The organism is Pseudomonas sp. JAI115 (assembly GCF_014200835.1).
GTDB classification, from domain to species: Bacteria; Pseudomonadota; Gammaproteobacteria; order Pseudomonadales; family Pseudomonadaceae; genus Aquipseudomonas; species Aquipseudomonas putida_A.
Window position 1 is genome coordinate 48729 of the sequence record NZ_JACHCY010000007.1, and the last position, 21855, is coordinate 70583.

Below are 21855 nucleotides of genomic sequence, written 5' to 3' on the forward strand. Positions count from 1 at the left end.
GGCCGTGTCAGTCGACATTGATTTCGACTGACACACCGCTTTCGCGGGCAAGCCCGCTCCCATAGGACTATTCGAAAAGTGCGTCGAGCGCCTGTTCCAGCCGGGTCACGGCAATGATCTGCAACCCCGGCGGCGCCTCTTTCGGTGCATTGCCCTTGGGCACGATCGCCCGTTTGAAGCCATGCTTGGCCGCTTCCTTCAAACGCTCCTGACCGCTCGGCACCGGACGCACCTCGCCGGACAAACCGACTTCACCAAACACCAGCAAATCATGCGGCAATGGCCGGTTGCGCAGGCTCGACATCACCGCCGCCATCAACGCCAGATCCGATGCTGTCTCCAACACCTTCACCCCGCCGACCACGTTGAGGAACACGTCCTGGTCGTGAGTCGGAATACCACCGTGACGGTGCAATACCGCCAGCAACATCGCCAATCGGTTCTGATCAAGGCCCAACGTCACGCGCCGTGGATTGGCCAGATGGCTGTCATCCACCAGCGCCTGCACTTCCACCAGCATCGGCCGGGTGCCTTCCCAGGTGGCCATCACCACACTGCCCGGGACTTCTTCCTGGGCACGGGTGAGAAAAATCGCCGAAGGGTTGGAGACTTCTTTCAGGCCCTTGTCGGTCATGCCGAACACACCGAGTTCGTTGACCGCACCGAAACGGTTTTTCACCGCCCGCAACAGACGCAAACGGCCATCGGATTCGCCTTCGAAATACAGCACGGTATCGACCATGTGCTCCAGCACCCGCGGGCCGGCGAGCGCGCCTTCCTTGGTGACGTGACCGACGAGGAAGATCGCCGTGCCGCTCTGCTTGGCATAACGCACCAGCAGCGCCGCGCTCTCACGTACCTGCGAGACGCCACCCGGAGCTGATTGCAGTTGTTCGGTGAAAATGGTCTGGATCGAGTCGATCACCATCACCTTGGGTTTTTCCTGACGGGCGGTGGCGATGATGGTTTCGATGCAGGTTTCGGTCATCACCCGCAGTTGATCCTGGGGCAACCCCAGACGCCGGGCGCGCATCGCCACTTGCTGCTGGGACTCTTCACCGGTGACGTACAGCGCCGGCATGCTCTTGGCGAGGTTGCACAGGGTCTGCAACAGAATCGTCGACTTGCCGATGCCCGGATCACCACCGATCAGCACCACCGAGCCATCGACCAGACCGCCACCCAAAACCCGATCCAGCTCACCGGAGGCGGTGGAGAAGCGCGGAATCTCCTCGATACTGACTTCGGCCAGGGTCTTGATCTGCGCCTGCTGCCCGGCCCAGCCGGTACGCCCGGTGGGCGCCGTGGCCCCGCCGCTTTCGATCATGGTTTCGGTCAGGGTGTTCCAGGCGCCGCACTCGCCGCACTGGCCCGCCCACTTGGGAAAGGTTGCGCCGCACTCGGTGCAGCCGTACATGCGCTTGGCCTTGGCCATCTGGATCCCCCGGCAAAAACCGCGATGATAACGCAGCCACCGCTCAGCGCGGCGCGGCGGTACGGATTTCGCCGTTGGCCAGACGCGCGGCGCTATTGCCCAGCGGGTCTTCGGCATTGAGATCGGCGCCTTTGGCCTTGAGCGCATCGAGCAGTTCGACACGCTTGAACAACCCGGCGTACATCGCCGCAGTCTGGCCTGCGCCGTTGCGCTGATCGGGGCTGCAATCGGTGGCCATCAGCCTTCGAGCAATCTGCATCTCGCCTTTGAAAATCGCCCCCATCAGCGCTGTGTTGCCACGTTGGTCCTGCGCGCAGGCATCAGCACCCGCCGCCAGCAATCGCTCAACTGCCGCACCCTGGCCGTGATACGCAGCCAGAATCAAAGCGGTGTAGCCCTTGCTGTCGCGAGTATCGAGGGAGTAACCGGATTCGATAAAGGTCTCGAGCATCGGTACATCGCCACGCCGGGCAGCATCGAAATAGTAATCCTGCAACTGGGCCTTGATCGCCTCGGGGCTTTGCCCGGCCTGCGCTGTGCAGGACAGGCATCCGAGCAACAGTAAAAGAAAGGCACGCATAAACGCTCTCCTTGGACAGAACGGGGCCTGAGTCAGGCCCCGCATGGCATGGCGTCGAGATCAGTCGACCAGTTTCGCCGCCAGCGCCTTGACCCGGCTCAGGTCACCCTTGGCCACTTTGGTCACACCGGTGCCGTATTCCGGATCGGCCTTATAAAGGAAGGACAGGATGATGTGCTTGCTCTCGTCATCGGTGGTCGCCAGCGAACCGCCGAAGCTGGCGATCAGGTCCTGACGCTCCTGCTGGCTGAACGAGCGATACAGATCCCCGGCCTGTTTGAAGTTCTGCTCACGCTGAATCTTCGCCTGCTGGGTGCTGCCCGACAGTGCCAGCTGGCTGTAACGCGCGCTCTGCGGCTCTTCACGCGGTTGCAGGCGGCTTGGCTGATAGTTCACGCCAGACGCCGTGGCACCGAAGTTCATCGCACCGTCCTGATTGCCATTGTTGACCGCAACTTTTGGCGCATTGATCGGAAGTTGCAGGCCGTTTGCACCCAGGCGATACATCTGCGTATCGGCATAAGAAAACACTCGACCTTGCAACAGACGATCTTCTGAAGGTTCGATACCCGGCACAACATTGGCCGGGGCCATGGCAACTTGTTCGGTTTCCTGGAACACATTGGCCGGATTACGGTTCAACACCATTTGTCCAACTTTTCGCTCAGGAACATTCGGCCAGATTTTGGTAGCGTCCAATGGATCGAAATCAAACTTGGACAAATCTTGCGGATTCAGCACTTGGATGTACAAGTCCCATTTCGGGAAATCACCCTTATTGATATGACTGACCAGATCATTAGTCATATGACTGTAATCTTTGCCCTGAACTTTCTCGACTTGTTCAGGTGTCAGGTTTTTGATGCCCTGCAAACTTTTCCAGTGGAACTTCACATAGTGCACTTCGCCTTTGGCGTTAACCAACTTGTAGGCATGCACGCCATTACCGTCCATTTCCCGATAACTGGCTGGAGTACCCGAATTGGAATACAGCTCGGTCAGCGTGCGAGTGGCTTCCGGCACGTGGGAGAAGAAGTCGAAACGACGCGAGTCATCGTCAAGGTTGGTGCGTGGATCGGGTTTGAACGCATGGACCATGTCCGGAAACTTGATCGCGTCGCGAATGAAGAAGGTCGGGAAGTTGTTGCCGACCAGGTCCCAGTTGCCATCAGCGGTGTAGAACTTGGTGGCAAAGCCCCGTGGATCGCGCAGGGTTTCCGGGGAGTGGTTACCGTGAACCACTGCGGAGAAGCGCACGAACACTGGCGTCACCTGCCCGGCAGCGAATACCTTGGCCTTGCTCAGGTCGCTGAGGTCGTTGGTCACGGTGAACGTGCCATGGGCACCGGTACCGCGGGCATGCACCACGCGTTCGGGAATGCGTTCACGGTCGAAACGCTGGAGTTTCTGGATCAGTTGCACGTCTTGCAGCAGCACCGGGCCGTTGGCGCCGGCGGTTTGCGAGTTCTGATTGTCGCCCACCGCTGCACCACTATCCCGGGTCAGGGGCGCGGCGTGCACGGAGAAGGTCAACAGGCTGGCGGTGAGTACGCCGAGCGTACGGCGATGGGGAAAAGCCCCCAGTCCAAGGGTGGAATTCATATCAGGTTCCTCTGGTTCTTTTGGGCGCATCCAGGTGCGCCAACCAGAGGCTAGAGGGCTAAGTCCGCGAACATAAATAGAAAGTTCGTAACCCGACGATTGAAAATTTTGGCTTCCCGATCAGCGTGTTACGGCGTATTTCGCGCGCGATTAGTGGCACTTTGCAAACTAATTGCAGATTTATCGGTCGATAAAAACGGGCATTGTAAGAAGGTGTTTCGCGCAGGACGCGTTTGCTGATTTACACTGCGTACACCAACCTCATCTGTAACAAGGAAATAACCTATGGGCGTGCTTAGTGAGTTCAAGGCCTTCGCGGTCAAAGGCAATGTGGTCGACATGGCCGTCGGTATCATCATCGGTGCCGCCTTTGGCAAAATTGTTTCGTCGTTTGTCGGCGACGTGATCATGCCGCCAATCGGCCTGTTGATCGGAGGGGTGGACTTCAGTGATCTGGCCATCACGCTTAAAGCCGCCGAGGGCAACGCCCCTGCCGTGGTCATGGCTTACGGTAAATTCATCCAGAGCATTCTGGACTTCGTGATCGTCGCCTTCGCGATCTTCATGGGTGTCAAAGCCATCAACCGCCTTAAACGCGAAGAAGCCGTAGCCCCTTCCCTGCCACCGGTTCCGACCAAGGAAGAAGAGTTGCTCGGTGAGATCCGCGATCTGCTCAAGGCCCAGAACAACCGGCCTTGACTGCTTGATGAATAAAGAACGGCGCCTGATGGCGCCGTTTTTTTACCAGTAGTTTTCCACCGCCACCTGTCCCGGCCGCCGCGTCAGGCTCAGGCTCATGTGGCGTTTCTTCAGCAGTGCCCGGGTGTCGTCGATCATCTGCGGATTGCCGCACAGCATGACGCGCGAGTGCTCGGGGGCCAGTTCAACACCGGCTTCACGCTCCAGCTCGCCGCTTTCAATCAGGCTGGTAATACGGCCATGCAAGGCACCAGGAACCTTTTCTCGGGTAACGGTGGGAATGAACTGCAGTTTATGGGCGTGTTCTGCCAGGTAATCACGCTCGGACAGTTCTGCAATCAACGACTGATAGGCCAGTTCCCGCGCTTCGCGCACGCTGTACACCAGAATGATCCGCTCGAATCGCTCCCACACTTCGAAGTCCTGCAGAATCGACAGAAACGGCGCAACCCCGGTCCCGGTGGATAACAGCCACAAATCCCGACCGTCGACAAACCGATCCAGCGTCAGGTAACCAAAGGCCTGGCGTTCCACCAGCAGGGTATCGCCGACCTGCAAGCGACTAAGTTCACTGGTGAATTCGCCACCTGGCACCACGATGGAGAAGAACTCGAGAAACTCGTCGAAGGGTGAAGAGACCATCGAGTAAGCACGCCAGACCGTGCTGCCATCAGCCTTTGTCACCCCCAGGCGAGCGAATTGTCCCGCGCGAAACCTGAAGCCCGTATCGCGCGTGGTGCGCAGGGTAAACAGACTGGGGGTCAAAGGCTGCACGTCGAGCAAGGTCTGGGCAGTAAATTTATCTGCGCTGACAGTCATGGGGGCACTCCACGGAAAAGACCCTGACAGTCTCGCGCAAACTCAGAGCATAAACACCACTGCTTTTGTAGTGGTTTACCGTTCAGACCGCCCGAAAAAATGAGAATTAAACCCAAATGCCGTTAATACAGCTTTATTCAAAGTCCGATTGAATGACAGGTTAAATCCAACGCGTTATTGATGACTAATAACCTTTCCAGCAACTAACCGCCCCCTCCAAGAGCAAAAAAATTCAACGCCATTTGTAAGACCTGTCCTACACTCGGTTGCGTGCAGGATCCGATTGGATCCATAAAAAGCACCCGACGAACGACTCATGGAGAGTGAGTGATGGAAATGTGGAAGGAGTCGCAATTAAAGCAACTGACTTTCGCAAGAGAAATAGAGACCGCTTATCCGATCCTGCTGCGATTCGCTCAAAATATTGGCTTCAATTTTTGTGCCATCTCATTGACATCAAACAATCGGAACGCTGACTTAAAGACCTTGCAAATCAATAACTATCCGAAAGAGTGGAACCAACTTTATGAAAGACAAAACTACAGAAAAATCGACCCGGTAGTAGCACACTGCAGTCATTCAATGCTGCCGATTGTCTGGACCGAGGACGTGTTTTCGCAAACCTTGTCGCTGTGGGACGCGCAACAGAGGCATGGGTTGCGACACGGTTGGTCCCAGTCGTTCCACCACGAAGACAGCGGGCTGTGCAGCACCCTGAGCCTTGCCAGGAAAAACGGTCCATTAAGTCCGCTCGAGTTATACGAGCATTTTGGCTATATGTTTTACGCAACCAGCCACCTGAGTGACCTGTTCGCCAAAACCTTGCCCAAACCGGCCAAAAAGCCCGTCCCCCCACGCCTTTCACCGCGAGAACTGGAAGTGCTCAAGCTCTCGGCGCTCGGCAAGACGGCCTATGAGATTGCCAGGATCCTCTGCCTGAGCGAGCGGACGGTGAATTACCACGTGCAAAACGTGATTCTCAAACTGAACGTCTGCAACAAGATTTCTGCGGTCATTGCCGCCAAGAGTTGCGGCCTTCTCGACATGCCCGCCCACTAAAAGCTGCGAGTATTTCAACGGAAAAAAACGTACCATTTGCAACCTTCCTGAGTGATGACGTGCGCCGCACGCCGCAGTCCACTCGGATGGTTCCGCCGCGCGACGCCTTGGGCTGCGGGCCACCCGTTGAATAACCAGAGTTCTCGCCCGATGCCCTTGCTCGAAACACCCTTTGCCCAACTCGACCTGATCCGCCAGCCCGAGCAGCAGAATGAACCTCTGCAAGCGTTCGATGCGGCTGACGAATACCTGCTCAATCATCTGGCCGCGCAACAACCGGCGGCAGACACCCGGGTGTTGGTACTCAATGACAGCTTCGGAGCGCTGGCGGCGAGTCTGGCAGGCAAGGTTCAGGTCAGCAGCAGTGGCGACTCGTTTCTCGCATTCCAGGGCCTGGAAAAGAACTTGGTACGCAACGGCCTGGCATTTGATGCCGTGCGCGGGATTGCGGCCAGTGAGCCGTTGATCGGGCCGTTCGACCGGGTGCTGATCCGCGTGCCCAAGACGCTGGCATTGCTGGAAGAGCAACTGATCCGCCTGCAAGGGCTACTGGCACCCGGCGCCGAAGTGGTGGCAGCGGCCATGATCAAGCATTTGCCGCGCGCAGCCGGTGATCTGCTGGAGCGTTACATTGGCCCGGTACAGGCTTCACTGGCGGTGAAGAAAGCTCGCCTGTTGATCGCAACGCCTGAAGCCAAAGCCCCGGCGACCTCGCCCTACCCTTCGCGTTATCAACTGGACGAGCCGGCCATCGAATTGCTCAACCACGCCAACGTGTTCTGCCGTGAAGGTCTGGACATCGGCACCCGGGCCTTCCTCCCGCACCTGCCAAAAAACCTCGGCAGCGCCCGGGTCGCCGACCTTGGTTGCGGTAACGGCGTCCTGGCCATCGCCAGCGCCCTGCACAACCCCGACGCGCACTACACGCTGGTCGACGAATCGTTCATGGCCGTGCAATCGGCCGCCGAGAACTGGCGCGCCGCGCTGGGCGAGCGCGAAGTGCTCGTGCGCGCTGGCGATGGTCTGGCCGGACAGGCGCCGCAATCGCTGGATGTGGTGCTGTGCAATCCGCCGTTCCATCAACAACAGGTGGTGGGCGATTTCCTCGCCTGGCGCATGTTCCAGCAGGCGCGCGAGGCGCTGGTGGTAGGCGGTGCGTTGTACATCGTCGGCAACCGGCACCTGGGTTATCACAGCAAGCTGGCGCGGCTGTTCCGTGGCGTCGAGCAAGTGGCGGCCACACCGAAGTTCGTGATTCTCAAAGCCCGCAAGTAAAGCGTCAGGCCAAAAAAAACCCTCCGCAATGCGGAGGGTCGTAGAACCGTGCCCAAGGGCAGCGGGACGGGATGTTTCAGTGTGTGGTCAGGCCGGCCGCGTTCATGAACAGGCGCATCAGGCTGGCGGCAATGAACAGCGCGCCGACGCTACCGATCCAGATCAGGGCCAACCAGCCGAGCCGCTGCCACAGCGGCTTTTTTTCGGCTTCTTCAATCTCGTGCAGGGAATGTTTGCCGTTCATTGCATCGTTCCTCTTGGGCGATGGCGTCGCTGAGGACGCCACCGCGAGAAGGCTTGCTCTCACAGGGTGAGCAGAGCGAGAGATCAGTGGTAACCGTCTTCATGGGTGACCTTGCCGCGGAACACGTAATAGCTCCAGAAGGTGTAACCCAGGATGAACGGGATGATGAACAGCGTACCGACCAGCATGAAGCCCTGACTTTGCGGCGGTGCGGCGGCGTCCCAGATCGAGATCGACGGCGGCACGATGTTCGGCCACAGGCTGATGCCCAGACCGCTGTAGCCGAGGAATATCAGCACCAGGGTCAGCAGGAACGGCATGTAGTTGGCATTGCGCGCCACCGCGCGGATCAGCCCGTACAGCGTCACCAGCACCAGAATCGGCACCGGCATGAACCAGAACAGGTTCGGCATGCTGAACCAGCGTGTCGCGATCTCGGGGTGAGCCAGCGGCGTCCACAGACTGACGATGCCGATCACCGCCAACAGCACGAACGCCAAGGGCCGCGCGAGGTTGTGCATCTGCTCCTGCAACTTGCCTTCGGTCTTCATGATCAGCCAGGTGCAACCGAGCAAGGCATAGGCCACCACCAGCGCGGCGCCGCAGAACAGGGTGAACGGTGTCAGCCAGTCCAGTGAACCGCCGGCGTATTGCCGATTGACCACCGGCAAACCGTCGATGAAGGCCCCGAGTGCCACGCCCTGGAAGAACGTCGCCGCCACCGAACCGCCGATAAACGCCTTGTCCCACAGGTGACGCTTGTCATCCTTGGCCTTGAAGCGGAACTCGAATGCCACACCGCGAAAAATCAGGCCGATCAGCATGAAGATCAACGGCAGGTACAGCGCCGACAGCACCACCGAATAGGCCAGCGGGAACGCGCCGAACAACGCCGCGCCGCCCAGTACCAGCCAGGTTTCATTGCCGTCCCAAACCGGGGCGACGGTGTTCATCATCACGTCACGGTCGGTCTTGCCCGGGATGAACGGGAAGAGAATCCCGATCCCCAGGTCGAAGCCGTCCATGACCACGTACATCATGATGCCGAAGATGATGATCACGGCCCAGATCAGCGGAAGATCAATACCCATGAGTCAAATCTCCTTTTCCAGGCTGCGCTGCGAGTCGGCGTCGGTACCTTCATCATCGGCTGCGGACAACGGCCGAGCCGGAGTGCGTTTCTGGCCAGGACCACCTTCGTTGGTTTCCTTGCCTTCGTCGGTTTTCGGCCCTTTGCGCACTAGGCGCATCATGTAGCCAAGCCCCGCACCGAACAGCGCGAAATACACCACGACGAACATGATCAGGGTGATGCTCATCTGCATGAAACTGTGATTGGACGAGGCATCCGCCGTGCGCATCAGCCCGTAGACCACCCACGGCTGCCGACCGATTTCAGTGGTGAACCAGCCAGCGAGGATCGCGATCAGGCCGGACGGCCCCATCCACAGCGCCAGATACAGGAACGGCCGCGAGGTGTAGAGCGAATCGCGCTTGCGCAGCCACAGGCTCCACAGACCGGTGAAGATCATCAGGAAGCCGAGGCCGACCATGACCCTGAACGACCAGAACACAATGGTCGAGTTCGGCCGGTCTTCAGGCGGGAACTCCTTGAGTGCCGGCACTTGCTTGTCCAGCGAGTGGGTCAGGATCAAGCTGCCGAGGTACGGGATCTCTACGGCGAATTTGGTTTTCTCTTCTTTCATGTCCGGCCAGCCGAACAGGATCAACGGGGTCGCTTCGTTGCCTTTGTTTTCCCAGTGACCTTCGATCGCAGCGATTTTCGCCGGCTGGTGCTCAAGGGTGTTCAGGCCGTGGAAGTCACCGATAACCGCCTGGATCGGCGCGACAATCAGCGCCATCCACATTGCCATCGACAGCATGGTGCGGATCGCCGGGTTGTCCTTGCCGCGCAGCAGGTGCCAGGCCGCCGAGGAGCCAACGAAAAACGCCGTGGCCACGAACGCAGCGGTCGCCATGTGCATCAGGCGATACGGGAACGAGGGGTTGAAGACGATGGCCAGCCAGTCGGTCGGGATCACCTGGCCGTTGACGATCTCGAAGCCTTGCGGCGTCTGCATCCAGCTGTTGGAAGCGAGGATCCAGAATGTCGAGATCAGCGTGCCGATCGCCACCATCACCGTGGAGAAGAAGTGCAGTTTGCGTCCGACCTTGTTCCAGCCGAACAGCATCACCCCGAGGAAACCGGCCTCAAGGAAGAATGCCGTGAGCACCTCGTAGGTCAGCAACGGTCCGGTGACGGAACCGGCAAAGTCCGAGAAACGGCTCCAGTTGGTGCCGAACTGGTAAGCCATCACCAGACCGGAGACCACACCCATGCCGAAGTTGACGGCAAAGATTTTCGACCAGAAGTGGTAGAGATCCCGGTAAGTGTCGTTATGGGTTTTCAACCACAACCCTTCAAGCACCGCCAGGTAGCTCGCCAGACCAATGGTGATGGCCGGGAACAGGATGTGGAACGAGATTGTGAACGCGAACTGAATTCGGGCGAGATCGAGTGCCTCTAAACCGAACATAAGTCTTCCTCTGTCAGGTAATACCGGCATTGGGGCTTGTGGCCCCTGCCTACTGCCCCCACGGATATGGAGTGCGGCGAATTCTGATTCGTTCTTTTTTAACAGCCATCGCAACGCAGGGAGTCTGGCCAACGGGCCACCAGAGCATGGCCCGGGAGGGTCTTGATCTGGATCAAGCAACGTTAAAAGAGTAGTCCCATTTCCGACGAAGAACGGCGTGGTCGTTTGCCGCGTGACAAGTTGCCTCATTGCCTGGGCAACGTTCTGAAAGACACTCCTCAGAGCTGCACGACCTGTAGCGAGGGGGGATCGGCATCCAGAACGCGAGATAGATGTCTGGCTAACTAAATTTTCTGTCATAGCAACTTCCTGTTACAGACTGGTGATAACCTCGCGGTTCCCCCAAGAGCCAGACCTGCCTTCAGATGCCCAGCCAAGAGCCCCTGCTGTTACGTCACCATCGTCCGTTTCTCGCGTTCTGGTTCGCCCGGATCTTCACCGCCAGTGGCTTTCAGATGCTCACGGTGGCGATCGGCTGGAATCTGTATCAGTTGACCGGCAACGTGCTCGACCTGGGTCTGGTCGGTCTGGTCGAGTTCGCGCCTCGGGTGCTGTTCATGCTGCACACCGGGCATGTCGCCGACCGCTATGACCGGCGTCGGGTCGCGGCGATCTGTCAGTCGTTGCAGGCGTTGATTGCCCTGGCACTGGCCATCGGCAGTGCGACCGACCACGTCACCCGGGAAATGATCTTTATCCTCGCCTTCCTGCTCGGTGCGGCGCGCTCCTTCGAAATGCCGACGACCCAGGCGCTGCTGCCGAGCATCGTGCCCAGCGCCCTGTTTCCACGGGCGGTCGCCGCAGCGCAGTCGGCTCAACAGTCAGCCACCATTGTCGCTCCGGCCCTCGGTGGCTTGCTTTACGCGTTTGGCAGTGTCTGGGTCTACGGCCCGACGGTGTTGCTCTATGTCATCGCCTGCACCTTGATGCTCAACCTGCCCGCCCGGCAAACGCCGCTGAACAAAGGCAAAGCCACGCTGGATTCGTTGCTGGCGGGTATCCGCTTCATTCGCAGCCGCCCGGACATTCTCGGGGCGATCTCGCTGGATCTGTTCGCGGTGTTGCTCGGTGGCGCTACGGCGTTGCTGCCGGTGTTCGCCAAGGACATCTTGCTCACCGGGCCGTGGGGCTTGGGCCTGCTGCGCTCGGCGCCGGCGGTAGGCGCGTTGGGGATGTCACTGTTTCTGGCGCGATTTGCCGTCGAGCGCAATGTTGGCCGGGTGATGTTCACCGCCGTTGGCGTGTTCGGCGTCGCAACCATCGCCTTTGGCCTGTCGACCTCGTTCTGGTTCTCGCTGGCGGTGCTGGTGGTGCTCGGCGCGGCGGACATGATCAGCATGGTGATCCGCGCCTCCTTCGTTCAGTTGGAAACCCCGGACGAAATGCGTGGCCGGGTCAGCGCGGTGAACGGCCTGTTCATCGGCGCCTCGAACCAGTTGGGCGAATTCGAATCCGGCCTCACCGCGCACTGGTTCGGCACCGTCCCGGCGGTGGTGATGGGCGGGATCGGCACGCTGGTGGTCACCGGAACGTGGATCAAACTGTTCCCGACCCTGGCCAACCGCGACCGGATGCATGTGCCGGTGGAAGAGGCGAAGGTCTAGGTCACATCAGTGAAATCAACAGGCCAGGCACAAATTGATTGAAAAGGTGCGGTACATAGTTACCGCACAGAGTGTAACGTATCGCCTTACACTCGCCGCCATGATCAAATCCTTTCAGCACAAAGGCCTTCGTGGCTTCTATGAAACAGGTTCGACCCGCGGAATTCGCGCCGATCACGCAAAACGTCTGGCGCGTATGCTGCAGTTCATGGATCGCGCAGCACTTCCCGCAGATCTTGATCTGCCGGGTTGGCGCCTGCATCCACTGAAGGGTGAACTGTCCGAATATTGGTCGCTCAGTGTTTCAGGCAACTGGCGGGTTATCTTTCGTTTTGTCGGTTCGGACATCGAATTGGTCGATTATCTGGACTACCACTGACAGGAGGCAGGCTCATGACCATGCACAACCCGCCACACCCCGGTGAAACCCTGCTCACGGATGTCTTGCCAGAGTTAGGCATCAGTGTGAGTGAATTGGCCAGACATCTGGGCTTCGCCCGCCCTCACCTTTCCCGCGTATTGCACGGCCATGCACCGATCAGCCCGGATCTGGCTGTACGGCTGGAGCGAGCAGGCATTGGCAAGGCGCGTGTGTGGCTAGGCGTTCAAACCGATTACGATCTGTGGCAAGCAGAGCATCGGGAGCAACCAGCCATTACGCCTATCGCTGCCCACGCCTGAAGCCATCAAACCAACATCTCCCCCGCCACTTTCGCCCGCAACGCCTTGCCACCAAGCTGCTCCACCAGCGTCAGGGCAAACGCCAGTGCGGCGCCGGAGCCTTGGGCGGTGATGCAATTGCCGTCGACCACCACCGGTTGATCAACAAACGTACAGCCCGACAATTGATGGCTGGCACTCGGCAGGCAGGTCATGCGCCGTTGGCGCAATACACCTGAGGCTTGCAGGGCAATGGCCGGGGCTTCGCCGATGGCGGCGAACAGGCGGCCGGCGCTGGCCTGGTCCTTGAGCAATTGCTGCAGCGGCTGATGCGCCGCGAGATGTTGGGCGCCGACGGCACCACCGGGCAGGACGATCAGGTCGAAGGTCTGCGCCAATACATCAACCAGCATGCCGTCCGCTGTCAGGCGCGTACCGCGCGCGCAGGTCAGCATGCGCCGGCCTTCGATGCTGGCCGCCACGACTTCGACGCCGGCGCGGCGCAGCACGTCGACCAGGGTCACACTTTGCAGATCATCGATGCCCTCGGCGAGGGTAATCAGGGCTCTAAAGGTCATGGGCGCTATCCGCTGGGTGATCTTTAAAGCGTAGTCAGCTTTGCCCTGCCTGTTCGATGACAGCCGTTACTTGATGTAAAGCTGGGCCGACAGGGTGTTGCGTGGCGCGTTGATCGAGGTGTTACTGAAGGTGAAGGTGCCTTCCTGCTTGCCCGCCAGATCAAAGGTATACAGTGAGCCGACAGTGTTGCTGCCGGGCTTGCACTCAGTCAGGTTGCCGTTATCAAAGGCGCACACCGGCGCCCGGGTGCCGTTGACTTCAAAACCGTCCAGCGTGGCATGCGGCTGGTTCTGACCATAGCCGATTTCCAGCACGAACACCTTGATGCTCGGGCCGCTGTGATCGCATTGGGTTTGCGGCTGGTTATCGCCGATGTCTTCCAGACCACAGGCCGGCGATTGAACCTTGATCACCTTCACTTCAGTCAATGGTGGCGCCGAGGCTGCCAGCGCCGCCGTCGACCCGACCATCAGCCCGGCCATTACCCCCAAAGCCTTTATCCAGCGCTTGCCCATGTGATCGTATTTCCCCAAAAAATTCAGCGCGCAGTATGGCGCAGTTGGCCCTGTGGCAAAACTTCGACGACGTTCGGCACCAACAACCGCCATATTCCTCACGCTGCTGGTATGATGCGCGGCTTTTTCCGGCCCACCACAAATTCCCAGGCGCTTGCGACGGTCTGTGCTTTGCTGTTGAGGTCGATACATTCACGGCGCCGCGCGCGCCACGGGGAGCAGACATGCTGGAAAGGCTGTTTCAACTCAAGGCACACAACACCAACGTGCGTACCGAGATTCTGGCGGGCGTCACGACCTTCCTGGCCATGGCCTACATTCTGTTCGTCAACCCGAGCATCCTCGGCGAGACCGGCATGGACAAGGGCGCTGTGTTCGTCGCCACCTGTCTGGCAGCCGCCATCGGCTCGACCATCATGGGCCTGATCGCCAATTACCCGATCGCGCTTGCGCCGGGCATGGGCCTGAACGCCTTCTTCACTTACACCGTGGTCCTGCACATGGGCCACACCTGGCAAGTGGCGCTGGGCGCGGTGTTCATCTCGGCGGTGTGCTTCTTTCTGCTGTCGATCTTCCGCATCCGCGAATGGATCATCAACAGCATCCCGCTGCCGCTGCGCTCGGCGATTGCCGCCGGTATCGGCCTGTTCCTGGCGCTGATCGCCCTGCACAACGCCGGTATCGTGGTCAGCAACCCGGCGACCATGGTCGGCCTCGGTGACCTGAAAGCCCCGGCGCCGATCCTCGCCACCCTCGGCTTCGCCCTGATCGTCGCCCTCGAGGCGCTGAAAGTGCGCGGCGCAGTGCTGATCGGCATTCTGGCAGTGACCATCATTTCCATCGCCATGGGCTTCACCCCGTTCGGCGGCGTGACGTCGATGCCACCTTCGCTGGCCCCGACCTTCATGCAACTGGACATCAAGGGCGCACTGGACATTGGTCTGGTCAGCGTGATCTTCGCCTTCCTGTTCGTCGACCTGTTCGACAACTCCGGCACCCTGATCGGCGTCGCCAAACGCGCCGGCCTGATGGGCAAGGACGGCCACATGCCGAAAATGGGTCGCGCACTGATCGCCGACAGCACCGCGGCGATGGCCGGCTCGCTGCTGGGTACTTCGACCACCACCAGCTACATCGAATCCGCGGCTGGCGTGAGCGCTGGCGGCCGCACTGGCCTGACGGCGATCGTCGTGGCGATCCTGTTCCTGCTGGCGCTGTTCTTCTCGCCACTGGCGGCCAGCGTTCCGGCATTCGCCACCGCACCGGCGTTGCTGTTCGTCGCCGTGCTGATGACGTCGGGCCTGGCGGAAATAGACTGGGAAGACATCACCGTCGCCGCACCGGTCGTGGTCACCGCGCTGGCCATGCCGTTCACCTACTCGATCGCCAACGGCATCGCCTTCGGTTTCATCTCCTGGACCGTGATCAAGCTGCTGTCGGGCCGCGCCCGTGAGCTGAACCCGGCGCTGGTGATTCTGTCGATTCTGTTTGTGATCAAGTTGGGTTGGTTCAACGCATGACTTTCGATTCCCAGGCCTACGCCACTCAGCTCGAAGACAAGGTCACGCGTTTGCGTGACCTGCTGGCCCCGTTCGATGCACCAGAGCCGACCGTGTTCGACTCGCCCCTGCAAAACTTCCGCCTGCGCGCGGAATTTCGCCTGTGGCGCGAGGCCGGTGAGCGGCACTACGCGATGTTCTCTCAGGACGACAAACGCACGCCGATCCTCATCGAAGAGTTCCCGATTGCCAGCCTGCGCATCAACCAGTTGATGCCGCAGCTCAAGGCGGCATGGCAGGCCAGTTCGGCGCTGAGCCACAAGCTGTTCCAGGTGGAGTTCCTCACCACCCTGGCCGGCGATGCGATGATTACCCTGTGCTATCACCGTCCGCTGGACGAACACTGGCATGCGGCCGCGTCGAAGTTGGCGGCTGATCTCAACGTCAGCGTCATCGGCCGCTCCAAGGGCAAGCGCGAAGTCATCGGCCACGATTACGTGGTGGAGAAACTCGAAGTCGGTGGTCGCACCTTCAGCTACCGCCAGCCGGAAGGCGCATTCACCCAGCCCAATGGCACGGTAAACCAGAAGATGCTGAACTGGGCCTACGAAGCATTGGGCGATCGTCCCGACGATCTGCTGGAGCTGTACTGCGGCAACGGCAACTTCACCCTGCCGCTCGCCACCCGTGTGCGCAAAGTGCTGGCCACCGAGATCAGCAAGACCTCGGTCAACGCCGCACTGAGCAACCTCAGCGAAAACGCTGTGGATAACGTCACGCTGGTGCGCCTGTCCGCCGAAGAGCTGACCGAAGCGCTTAACGAAGTGCGCCCGTTCCGTCGCCTGCAAGGCATCGACCTGAAGAGCTACGAGTTCGGCAGCGTGTTCGTCGACCCGCCGCGCGCCGGCATGGACCCGGACACCTGCGAGCTGACCCGGCGCTTCGACAACATCCTGTACATCTCCTGCAACCCGGAAACCCTGGCCGCCAACATCGCCCAACTGCACGACACGCATCGCATCACCCGCTGCGCGATGTTCGACCAGTTCCCGTGGACGCATCACATGGAGTCCGGGGTGTTGCTGACCCGGCGTTGATGGCGAATGCCGGGTACGAGAAAGCCGTCTTGATTGACGGCTTTTTTGTGGGTGCTTACGGTGCAGTGTCGGTCTTACGTGGACGCCCGCCCTTCTTGCCATTTGCTCGTGCAGCTTCGGATTTTGCCGCACTGCTTTGACGACCGTTACGCGACGCAACCACCGAAGCCGCCATCCTCATGAGTGACGGGCTCGCCGAAATCATTCCGGAGATGGAAACGTCGAGGTCTTTGCCCTCGTGGCAAAGCGCAGTGCCTGCATAGCCGACTGTCAGGTTCGCATAATCGTCTGAATCAAACCCGTCGAACTCCGAATACTGGCTCACCGGTAGCAACACACCGCTGCCGTCTTCAAAACGAATGACCAGAGACGGGCTTTCAAAGGTCACAGAAACAGCCTGCAAGCTGCTAGCTTGGCGCGCTTCGCCACGTTTTATCGCGGCATCGAGCATTTCTTCCGTCAGCGGACGATGTACGGACGGCTTTGCCTTGATGACTTTCATAAATCGATTTCAACTCCTGCCAGTTTGCCGAGCAATGTCAGAACAGTCTTGTCTGCTTCTGGTTCATAGCGCGTCGAACTGATCCTGTAGGTCGTAGCGGTGACCGGTTTCATCACGGGGACTTCGTTTGACTCGCAGTCCCACACCTGATTGTCGAGACAAACTGTCTGCAAGCCTGACCACCAGATCCCTCGTGCGCGACGCAGATGAGCAGGTTGCCCCAGTGATCGACACAATCCTTCCAGCACCGCCAGCGGCGGTCGACGTGAAAGCGGCACGACATCCCACAGTTCAATGTCGTTGTGCCAGAAACTGAACTGAAATCGGGCATTCCAGGCGCCTGCATTAACGTGAACATGTGGCGGGCAATGCTCATCTCGCAACATGATGCTTATCGACAATCCCCTGTAGTTGCATACTTTCATGCAAACCCATCCGTTAGGTTAATAAGTTTCAGGATTTGATTTTCCTTTCAAATCCGACGGCCGGTGCTGCACAGCACCTCAATGCCTTTCACCACATTCAGACTAGCGTCGGCACGGATGAGGAAGCGCTGCATCTTCGAAAAAAAACGTAAGCAAAACTGTCGATACAATTCGGAAAATCTGAATGCGATGTAGCTTTTGTGCGATCACCGAACACAAAACCATCGGGTTAAATCAGTTCAATTGACCATGGTAACCATCTGGTACATTTTACCTCCACAGGCTGAAACCTTCGGCCCAAGCCAAAAACAATAAGTGGAGTTTGCCCCCATGCCCCCTATCGTTCTGGTGCTCAACGGCCCGAACCTGAACCTGCTCGGCACTCGTGAACCGGCAACCTACGGTCACGAAACCCTGGCTGATATTTCTGCTCTGTGCGGCCGCGCTGCCGAAGAATTCGGCCTGGCCGTGGAGTTTCGCCAGACCAATCACGAAGGCGAATTGCTCGACTGGATTCATGCGGCACGCGGCCGCTGCGCCGGGATCGTGATCAACCCGGCGGCGTGGACGCACACCTCGGTGGCGATCCGCGACGCGCTGGTGGCCAGTGAGTTGCCGGTGATCGAAGTACACCTGTCCAACGTGCATGCGCGTGAGCCATTCCGCCACCACTCGTTTGTCTCGGCCATCGCCACGGCGGTGATGTGCGGCTTCGGCAGCCATGGCTATCGCCTGGCCCTGGAGCATTTCAGTCAGCGACTGAAGGGGCGCGCAGCATGACCCGTAAACCGGTAATACTGGCTGGCCTGATCGGTGCGGGTATTCAAGCCTCGCGCACGCCAGCACTGCATGAACATGAGGGCGACGCCCAAGGCTTGCGCTACCTGTATCGGCTGATTGATCTCGATCAGTTGCATCTGGACAGCAACGCCCTGCCCGACTTGCTGCAGGCGGCCGAGCGGATGAACTACACCGGCCTGAACATTACTTTCCCGTGCAAGCAGGCGATCATCCCGCTGCTCGACGAACTGTCGCCGGAAGCCCGGGGCATCGGCGCGGTCAACACCGTGGTGCTCAAGGACGGCAAACGCATCGGCCACAACACCGACTGCCTGGGTTTTGCCGAAGGTTTTCGTCGCGGCTTGCAGGATGTCGCCCGTGAGCGTGTCGTCCAGATGGGCGCCGGCGGTGCGGGAGCGGCAGTGGCCCACGCGCTGTTGAGCGAAGGCGTACAGCAGCTGAGTATTTTCGATGTCGACCGCGAGCGCGCCGAGAGTCTGGCGAACAACCTCAACCAGCATTTCGGCTCAGGCCGCGCGGTGGCCGGGCGTGATCTGCCGGGCACGCTGAATCAGGCCGATGGTCTGGTGAATACCACGCCGATGGGCATGGCCAAACTGCCGGGCATGCCGGTGCCAGTGGAACTGCTGCGCAAGGAATTGTGGGTCGCGGAGATCGTTTACTTCCCGCTGGAAACCGAACTGCTGCGCAACGCCCGCGCGCTGGGTTGCCGCACGCTGGACGGCGGCAACATGGCGGTGTTTCAAGCGGTGAAGGCGTTTGAATTGTTCAGCGGCGTGGTGCCGGACGCACAGCGGATGCTGGCGCATTTTCAAAGCATGAATGGCTGAAGATAAACATCGATCCTGTGGGAGCGGGCTTGCTCGCGAAGGCTGTGTGTCAGGCGCTAGATGTATAGGCTGACACGCCGCTTTCGCGAGCAAGCCCGCTCCCACATTGGATAGGTGTCACGGCTGCAAGTAACGCAACACCGACTCGCAGATCATCTCGCGATGACGCTGCTTGATGCTTTCGTCCGGCAGGTCGATCTGAAAGATCTCACCGAACGTATGGCGGTTCGAGACGCGGTAGAAACAGAACGAACTGATCAGCAAGTGCACATCCAGCGCGTCCAGCCCGGCGCGGAAGACACCCTCCTCGGCACCGCGACGCAAAATCTCGCCCAGTGAATCGAGGATCGTATTGTTCATCGCCTTGATCGTGTCCGAACGCTTCACGAACTCGGCGTTGTGAATATTTTCGATACAGACGATGCGCACGAAATCGACGTTGCGGTCGTGGTGATCGAAGGTGAATTCCACCAGTCGACGGATCGCCACCACCGGCGGCAACTCGGCCAGGTGCAGGCGGTTTTCGGTGCTGCGGATGTCGCCGTAAAGCTTCTCCAGCACCTCGACGTACAACTGCTCCTTACTGCCGAAGTAGTAATAGATCATGCGTTTGGAGGTGTGGATACGCTCGGCGATCGCGTCGACGCGGGCGCCGGACAAGCCCTGCTGGACGAACTCGACGATCGCCTCCTGCAGGATGTTCTCGCGGGTTTTTTCCGGGTTGTTCTTGCGACTCTTGCGCGGCTCGATACCGGATTCGACGGGAGCGGCGGGGAGTTCTGAAGTCATTGTCATTGCGGGCTCACGGCCATCACTGCACAGGTTGGCGATTATGGGCCGCGCTGCACAGTGAAGGAAGCCACGCGGCTCGTGTTTAATCCCGCGTTTACGAAATTCCTACAACTTCGCCTGACGCACCGCACCGCTGCGTGACTTGGCCATCGCCGCCAGACGGACCGCAACGTTCGCCGCACCATAACCGGCATAGCCGTTTTTACGCTGGATGATCTCGAAGAAGAAGCGCCCCTCGAACGGCTCGGTGTACACGTGGAACAGCTCGCCGCCCTGCGCGTCGCGGTCGTAGAGCACGTTGTAGTACGCCAGCTCGCTGAGGAACTCGTCGTCGAAATCGAAGCGCGCGGCGAGGTCGTCGTAATAGTTGAGCGGGATATCCAGCAACGGCACACCAGCTTCTTTGGCGCGGCTGACTTCGGCGAAGATGTCATCACAATCGAAGGCGATGTGATGCACACCGGAGCCGCGATAACTCGACAGCGCGTGGGAGATCGCGGTGTTGCGATTCTCGGAGATGTTCAGCGGTAGACGGATCGAGCTGTCGCGGCTGCGCAACGCCCGGCTTTTCACCAGACCGTACGGATCGGGCAGCACCACTTCATCGTCGGCCTCGAAATCCAGCAGGCTCTTGTAGAACAGCACCCAGCTGTCGAGGCTGTCGGCCGGCAGCGCCATGGCCATGTGATCAATGCGCTTGAGGCCGCCACGGGCCTGTGCGTTCGGCAGCAGATTGAAGTCAGTGCCATAAACGTCCGCCGCCTCATCCACCAGATAAATCAGGCTGCCGTCCGGCGCACGCACCGCGGCCAGTTCCAGTTCGTTGGGGCCGACCAGGCCGCGATAGGGCTGGCCCTTGTAAGCGACCGCACGAGCGAGGGCGCTGGCGCTGTCCTTGACCCGCACAGCGGTGGCACACAGCGACGGGCCATGGGCCTCGAAGAAACTGTGGCCGAACGAGTACGGTTCGGCGTTGAGGATCAGGTTGATATCGCCCTGACGCAGCAGGCTCACGCTCTTGGAGCGGTGCTGCCCGGCCTTGACGAAGCCCAGCCGCTCCAGCCAGTTGCTCAGTTTGGCGCCAAGGCTTTCGTCGACGGCGAACTCAAGAAACTCGATGCCGTTGTACTCGCTGGCCGGCGGCGTTTCGAAGAGGATGTCGTGGTTGGCCACCGGCGTTGTTTGCTGTTCCAGGCGCTGACGGGTTTTTTCCTCCAGATACAGCAGCGAACGCAGACCATCGGCGGCATTCGCCCGTGGCGGTGCGGCGCGGAAGCCATCGTTGAAAATTTCCAGCGACAACGGCCCGGTGTAACCGCTCTGGATGATTGGCGCGAGGAACCCCGGCAGATCGAATTCGCCCTGCCCCGGGAAACAGCGGAAATGCCGGCTCCACTCCAGGACATCCATGGCGAGTATCGGCGCGTCGGCCATTTGCACAAAGAAGATCTTGTCGCCGGGAATGTCGGCAATCGCGCTTGGATCGCCTTTCAACGACAAGGTGTGAAAGCTGTCGAGCAGCACGCCGAGTGCCGGGTGGTCGGCCTGGCGAACGATGTCCCAGACCTGTTGATAAGTATTGACGTGCCGGCCCCAGGCCAGCGCTTCATAGCCGATACGCAACCCGCGAGCGCCGGCACGTTCGGCCAGCAGCCGCAGATCATCGACGAGAATCTGCCGGTCGCCGACGCTGTCCGCCGAAGCGTTGCTGCACACCAGCACCAGATCGGTGCCCAGCTCCTGCATCAGGTCGAATTTGCGCTCGGCCCGCTCCAGATTACGCGCCAGCCGATCGCGGCGGCAGCCTTCAAAATCGCGGAACGGCTGGAACAGGGTGATGGCGATCCCCAGGTCAGCGCACATCTGCCTGATTTCCCGCGGGCTGCCGTCGTAATACAGAAGATCGTTCTCGAAGATCTCGACGCCGTCGAACCCGGCGGCGGCAATGGCTTCGAGCTTTTCCGGCAGGGTGCCGCTCAGGGAAACGGTGGCAATGGAACGCTGCATGTTGCTACTCCCGGACTGCGCTGCAGTTTTTTACAGGGGATCATTTTTTATCGTGAGGAAATTATTGGCTGCATCGTCTTCAGCAGCAATTTAAAGTGTACCAGCCGGTTAGTTTTGCGTGCGATTATCGAACACTATGGCGTTTCGGCGAATTGACGATTTTTCGTCCACTGCCCACCATCGACTTCACATTGAGTCCGGAAATGAACCTTCGGTCGCAGTGCGTGCAAACAA

At 59.6% G+C, this 21855-nt stretch carries 23 protein-coding genes; 10 read left to right on the forward strand and 13 right to left on the reverse strand.

The window, feature by feature from the left end:
- Window positions 1-67 precede the first annotated feature (67 nt).
- Genes radA through katB form a run of 3 tightly spaced genes read right to left on the reverse strand, consistent with a single transcriptional unit; the run spans window position 68 to window position 3617 of the window.
- Window positions 68-1435, reverse strand: coding sequence for a DNA repair protein RadA (gene radA / locus HDC30_RS17430; protein ID WP_007963764.1), 1368 nt, complete (start codon window positions 1433-1435; stop codon window positions 68-70).
- A 43-nt stretch (window positions 1436-1478) separates the two neighbouring features.
- Window positions 1479-2015, reverse strand: a complete 537-nt coding sequence (locus tag HDC30_RS17435; protein ID WP_183784158.1) for an ankyrin repeat domain-containing protein — start codon at window positions 2013-2015, stop codon at window positions 1479-1481.
- 60 nt (window positions 2016-2075) lie between these two features.
- Window positions 2076-3617, reverse strand: coding sequence for a catalase KatB (gene katB, locus HDC30_RS17440; RefSeq protein WP_183784160.1), 1542 nt, complete (start codon window positions 3615-3617; stop codon window positions 2076-2078).
- Between the two features lie 285 nt (window positions 3618-3902).
- Here katB and mscL point away from each other — a divergent pair, with 285 nt between their 5' ends.
- Window positions 3903-4316, forward strand: a complete 414-nt coding sequence (gene mscL / locus HDC30_RS17445) for a large-conductance mechanosensitive channel protein MscL (RefSeq protein ID WP_027612841.1) — start codon at window positions 3903-3905, stop codon at window positions 4314-4316.
- 42 nt (window positions 4317-4358) lie between these two features.
- On the opposite strand, the gene HDC30_RS17450 is transcribed toward mscL, so the two are convergent.
- The gene (locus HDC30_RS17450) at window positions 4359-5135 is read right to left on the reverse strand and encodes a ferredoxin--NADP reductase (RefSeq protein WP_027612842.1); all 777 of its coding nucleotides are present in this window, start codon (window positions 5133-5135) and stop codon (window positions 4359-4361) included.
- A 330-nt stretch (window positions 5136-5465) separates the two neighbouring features.
- On the opposite strand from HDC30_RS17450, the gene HDC30_RS17455 reads away from it, so the two are divergent.
- Both HDC30_RS17455 and HDC30_RS17460 read left to right on the forward strand, forming a co-directional pair.
- The gene (locus HDC30_RS17455; protein ID WP_027612843.1) at window positions 5466-6194 is read left to right on the forward strand and encodes an autoinducer binding domain-containing protein; all 729 of its coding nucleotides are present in this window, start codon (window positions 5466-5468) and stop codon (window positions 6192-6194) included.
- Between the two features lie 150 nt (window positions 6195-6344).
- Window positions 6345-7469, forward strand: a complete 1125-nt coding sequence (locus HDC30_RS17460) for a methyltransferase (RefSeq protein ID WP_183784163.1) — start codon at window positions 6345-6347, stop codon at window positions 7467-7469.
- A 76-nt stretch (window positions 7470-7545) separates the two neighbouring features.
- Here HDC30_RS17460 and HDC30_RS17465 read toward each other — a convergent pair whose 3' ends face one another.
- The 3 genes from HDC30_RS17465 to HDC30_RS17475 all read right to left on the reverse strand — a co-directional run bounded on the left by HDC30_RS17465 (window position 7546) and on the right by HDC30_RS17475 (window position 10250).
- Window positions 7546-7713, reverse strand: a complete 168-nt coding sequence (locus tag HDC30_RS17465) for a DUF2474 domain-containing protein (protein ID WP_007963754.1) — start codon at window positions 7711-7713, stop codon at window positions 7546-7548.
- 83 nt (window positions 7714-7796) lie between these two features.
- Complete coding sequence (gene cydB / locus HDC30_RS17470; protein ID WP_007963753.1) at window positions 7797-8804, reverse strand: cytochrome d ubiquinol oxidase subunit II; 1008 nt, start codon at window positions 8802-8804, stop codon at window positions 7797-7799.
- 3 nt (window positions 8805-8807) lie between these two features.
- The gene (locus HDC30_RS17475; protein ID WP_027612845.1) at window positions 8808-10250 is read right to left on the reverse strand and encodes a cytochrome ubiquinol oxidase subunit I; all 1443 of its coding nucleotides are present in this window, start codon (window positions 10248-10250) and stop codon (window positions 8808-8810) included.
- Window positions 10251-10675: 425 nt separating this feature from the next.
- Between HDC30_RS17475 and HDC30_RS17480 the strand changes: the two genes are divergently transcribed.
- The 3 genes from HDC30_RS17480 to HDC30_RS17490 all read left to right on the forward strand — a co-directional run bounded on the left by HDC30_RS17480 (window position 10676) and on the right by HDC30_RS17490 (window position 12595).
- Window positions 10676-11914 carry an MFS transporter gene (locus HDC30_RS17480; protein WP_007963751.1) on the forward strand — a complete coding sequence of 413 codons (1239 nt, stop codon included), beginning with the start codon at window positions 10676-10678 and terminating at the stop codon, window positions 11912-11914.
- Window positions 11915-12014: 100 nt separating this feature from the next.
- On the forward strand, window positions 12015-12293 hold the full coding sequence (locus HDC30_RS17485; protein WP_027612847.1) for a type II toxin-antitoxin system RelE/ParE family toxin: 279 nt from the start codon (window positions 12015-12017) through the stop codon (window positions 12291-12293).
- Window positions 12294-12307: 14 nt separating this feature from the next.
- Window positions 12308-12595 (forward strand): HigA family addiction module antitoxin, encoded by a 288-nt coding sequence (locus HDC30_RS17490; protein WP_027612848.1) that lies wholly within the window; start codon window positions 12308-12310, stop codon window positions 12593-12595.
- A 5-nt stretch (window positions 12596-12600) separates the two neighbouring features.
- Here the strand turns inward: HDC30_RS17490 and HDC30_RS17495 are convergent, their stop codons facing one another.
- The gene (locus HDC30_RS17495) at window positions 12601-13152 is read right to left on the reverse strand and encodes a DJ-1 family glyoxalase III (protein ID WP_183784165.1); all 552 of its coding nucleotides are present in this window, start codon (window positions 13150-13152) and stop codon (window positions 12601-12603) included.
- A gap of 66 nt (window positions 13153-13218) precedes the next feature.
- The gene (locus tag HDC30_RS17500; RefSeq protein WP_135296611.1) at window positions 13219-13668 is read right to left on the reverse strand and encodes a DUF4879 domain-containing protein; all 450 of its coding nucleotides are present in this window, start codon (window positions 13666-13668) and stop codon (window positions 13219-13221) included.
- A gap of 224 nt (window positions 13669-13892) precedes the next feature.
- Here HDC30_RS17500 and HDC30_RS17505 point away from each other — a divergent pair, with 224 nt between their 5' ends.
- Together HDC30_RS17505 and trmA are read left to right on the forward strand one after the other, a co-directional pair.
- On the forward strand, window positions 13893-15188 hold the full coding sequence (locus HDC30_RS17505; protein ID WP_007963748.1) for an NCS2 family permease: 1296 nt from the start codon (window positions 13893-13895) through the stop codon (window positions 15186-15188).
- Window positions 15185-16264 (forward strand): tRNA (uridine(54)-C5)-methyltransferase TrmA, encoded by a 1080-nt coding sequence (gene trmA / locus HDC30_RS17510; protein WP_027612851.1) that lies wholly within the window; start codon window positions 15185-15187, stop codon window positions 16262-16264. The genes HDC30_RS17505 and trmA overlap by 4 nt, the downstream gene beginning before the upstream one ends.
- Window positions 16265-16319: 55 nt before the next feature.
- On the opposite strand, the gene HDC30_RS17515 is transcribed toward trmA, so the two are convergent.
- Both HDC30_RS17515 and HDC30_RS17520 read right to left on the reverse strand, forming a co-directional pair.
- Entirely contained in the window at window positions 16320-16766 is a 447-nt protein-coding gene (locus HDC30_RS17515; RefSeq protein ID WP_097089285.1) for a DUF2442 domain-containing protein, read from the reverse strand.
- Window positions 16763-17191: a DUF4160 domain-containing protein gene (locus HDC30_RS17520; RefSeq protein ID WP_183784167.1), complete on the reverse strand. Its 429-nt coding sequence runs from the start codon at window positions 17189-17191 to the stop codon at window positions 16763-16765. The genes HDC30_RS17515 and HDC30_RS17520 overlap by 4 nt, the downstream gene beginning before the upstream one ends.
- A 330-nt stretch (window positions 17192-17521) precedes the next feature.
- Between HDC30_RS17520 and aroQ the strand changes: the two genes are divergently transcribed.
- Both aroQ and HDC30_RS17530 read left to right on the forward strand, forming a co-directional pair.
- A complete protein-coding gene (gene aroQ / locus HDC30_RS17525; RefSeq protein WP_025108744.1) occupies window positions 17522-17971 on the forward strand; it encodes a type II 3-dehydroquinate dehydratase in 450 nt (149 codons plus the stop codon).
- Window positions 17968-18822 carry a shikimate dehydrogenase gene (locus HDC30_RS17530; RefSeq protein WP_096795254.1) on the forward strand — a complete coding sequence of 285 codons (855 nt, stop codon included), beginning with the start codon at window positions 17968-17970 and terminating at the stop codon, window positions 18820-18822. The genes aroQ and HDC30_RS17530 overlap by 4 nt, the downstream gene beginning before the upstream one ends.
- 117 nt (window positions 18823-18939) lie before the next feature.
- Here HDC30_RS17530 and HDC30_RS17535 read toward each other — a convergent pair whose 3' ends face one another.
- Both HDC30_RS17535 and quiC read right to left on the reverse strand, forming a co-directional pair.
- Window positions 18940-19617: a TetR family transcriptional regulator gene (locus HDC30_RS17535; protein ID WP_027612854.1), complete on the reverse strand. Its 678-nt coding sequence runs from the start codon at window positions 19615-19617 to the stop codon at window positions 18940-18942.
- A 102-nt stretch (window positions 19618-19719) separates the two neighbouring features.
- Window positions 19720-21621, reverse strand: coding sequence for a 3-dehydroshikimate dehydratase QuiC (gene quiC, locus HDC30_RS17540; protein ID WP_183784169.1), 1902 nt, complete (start codon window positions 21619-21621; stop codon window positions 19720-19722).
- Between the last annotated feature and the right edge of the window lie 234 nt (window positions 21622-21855).

Excerpts from the sequence above, each read along its gene's own strand:
- HDC30_RS17520 (WP_183784167.1), bottom strand. The coding sequence starts at position 17,191 with ATGAAAGTATGCAACTACAGGGGATTGTCGATAAGCATCATGTTGCGA.
- HDC30_RS17460 (WP_183784163.1), top strand. The coding sequence starts at position 6,345 with ATGCCCTTGCTCGAAACACCCTTTGCCCAACTCGACCTGATCCGCCAG.
- HDC30_RS17535 (WP_027612854.1), bottom strand. The coding sequence starts at position 19,617 with ATGACAATGACTTCAGAACTCCCCGCCGCTCCCGTCGAATCCGGTATC.
- trmA (WP_027612851.1), top strand. The coding sequence starts at position 15,185 with ATGACTTTCGATTCCCAGGCCTACGCCACTCAGCTCGAAGACAAGGTC.
- HDC30_RS17465 (WP_007963754.1), bottom strand. The coding sequence starts at position 7,713 with ATGAACGGCAAACATTCCCTGCACGAGATTGAAGAAGCCGAAAAAAAG.
- HDC30_RS17530 (WP_096795254.1), top strand. The coding sequence starts at position 17,968 with ATGACCCGTAAACCGGTAATACTGGCTGGCCTGATCGGTGCGGGTATT.
- HDC30_RS17490 (WP_027612848.1), top strand. The coding sequence starts at position 12,308 with ATGACCATGCACAACCCGCCACACCCCGGTGAAACCCTGCTCACGGAT.
- HDC30_RS17500 (WP_135296611.1), bottom strand. The coding sequence starts at position 13,668 with ATGGGCAAGCGCTGGATAAAGGCTTTGGGGGTAATGGCCGGGCTGATG.
- cydB (WP_007963753.1), bottom strand. The coding sequence starts at position 8,804 with ATGGGTATTGATCTTCCGCTGATCTGGGCCGTGATCATCATCTTCGGC.
- HDC30_RS17450 (WP_027612842.1), bottom strand. The coding sequence starts at position 5,135 with ATGACTGTCAGCGCAGATAAATTTACTGCCCAGACCTTGCTCGACGTG.
- aroQ (WP_025108744.1), top strand. The coding sequence starts at position 17,522 with ATGCCCCCTATCGTTCTGGTGCTCAACGGCCCGAACCTGAACCTGCTC.
- HDC30_RS17515 (WP_097089285.1), bottom strand. The coding sequence starts at position 16,766 with ATGAAAGTCATCAAGGCAAAGCCGTCCGTACATCGTCCGCTGACGGAA.
- katB (WP_183784160.1), bottom strand. The coding sequence starts at position 3,617 with ATGAATTCCACCCTTGGACTGGGGGCTTTTCCCCATCGCCGTACGCTC.
- HDC30_RS17455 (WP_027612843.1), top strand. The coding sequence starts at position 5,466 with ATGGAAATGTGGAAGGAGTCGCAATTAAAGCAACTGACTTTCGCAAGA.
- HDC30_RS17495 (WP_183784165.1), bottom strand. The coding sequence starts at position 13,152 with ATGACCTTTAGAGCCCTGATTACCCTCGCCGAGGGCATCGATGATCTG.
- radA (WP_007963764.1), bottom strand. The coding sequence starts at position 1,435 with ATGGCCAAGGCCAAGCGCATGTACGGCTGCACCGAGTGCGGCGCAACC.
- HDC30_RS17480 (WP_007963751.1), top strand. The coding sequence starts at position 10,676 with ATGCCCAGCCAAGAGCCCCTGCTGTTACGTCACCATCGTCCGTTTCTC.
- HDC30_RS17485 (WP_027612847.1), top strand. The coding sequence starts at position 12,015 with ATGATCAAATCCTTTCAGCACAAAGGCCTTCGTGGCTTCTATGAAACA.
- HDC30_RS17435 (WP_183784158.1), bottom strand. The coding sequence starts at position 2,015 with ATGCGTGCCTTTCTTTTACTGTTGCTCGGATGCCTGTCCTGCACAGCG.
- HDC30_RS17505 (WP_007963748.1), top strand. The coding sequence starts at position 13,893 with ATGCTGGAAAGGCTGTTTCAACTCAAGGCACACAACACCAACGTGCGT.
- mscL (WP_027612841.1), top strand. The coding sequence starts at position 3,903 with ATGGGCGTGCTTAGTGAGTTCAAGGCCTTCGCGGTCAAAGGCAATGTG.
- quiC (WP_183784169.1), bottom strand. The coding sequence starts at position 21,621 with ATGCAGCGTTCCATTGCCACCGTTTCCCTGAGCGGCACCCTGCCGGAA.
- HDC30_RS17475 (WP_027612845.1), bottom strand. The coding sequence starts at position 10,250 with ATGTTCGGTTTAGAGGCACTCGATCTCGCCCGAATTCAGTTCGCGTTC.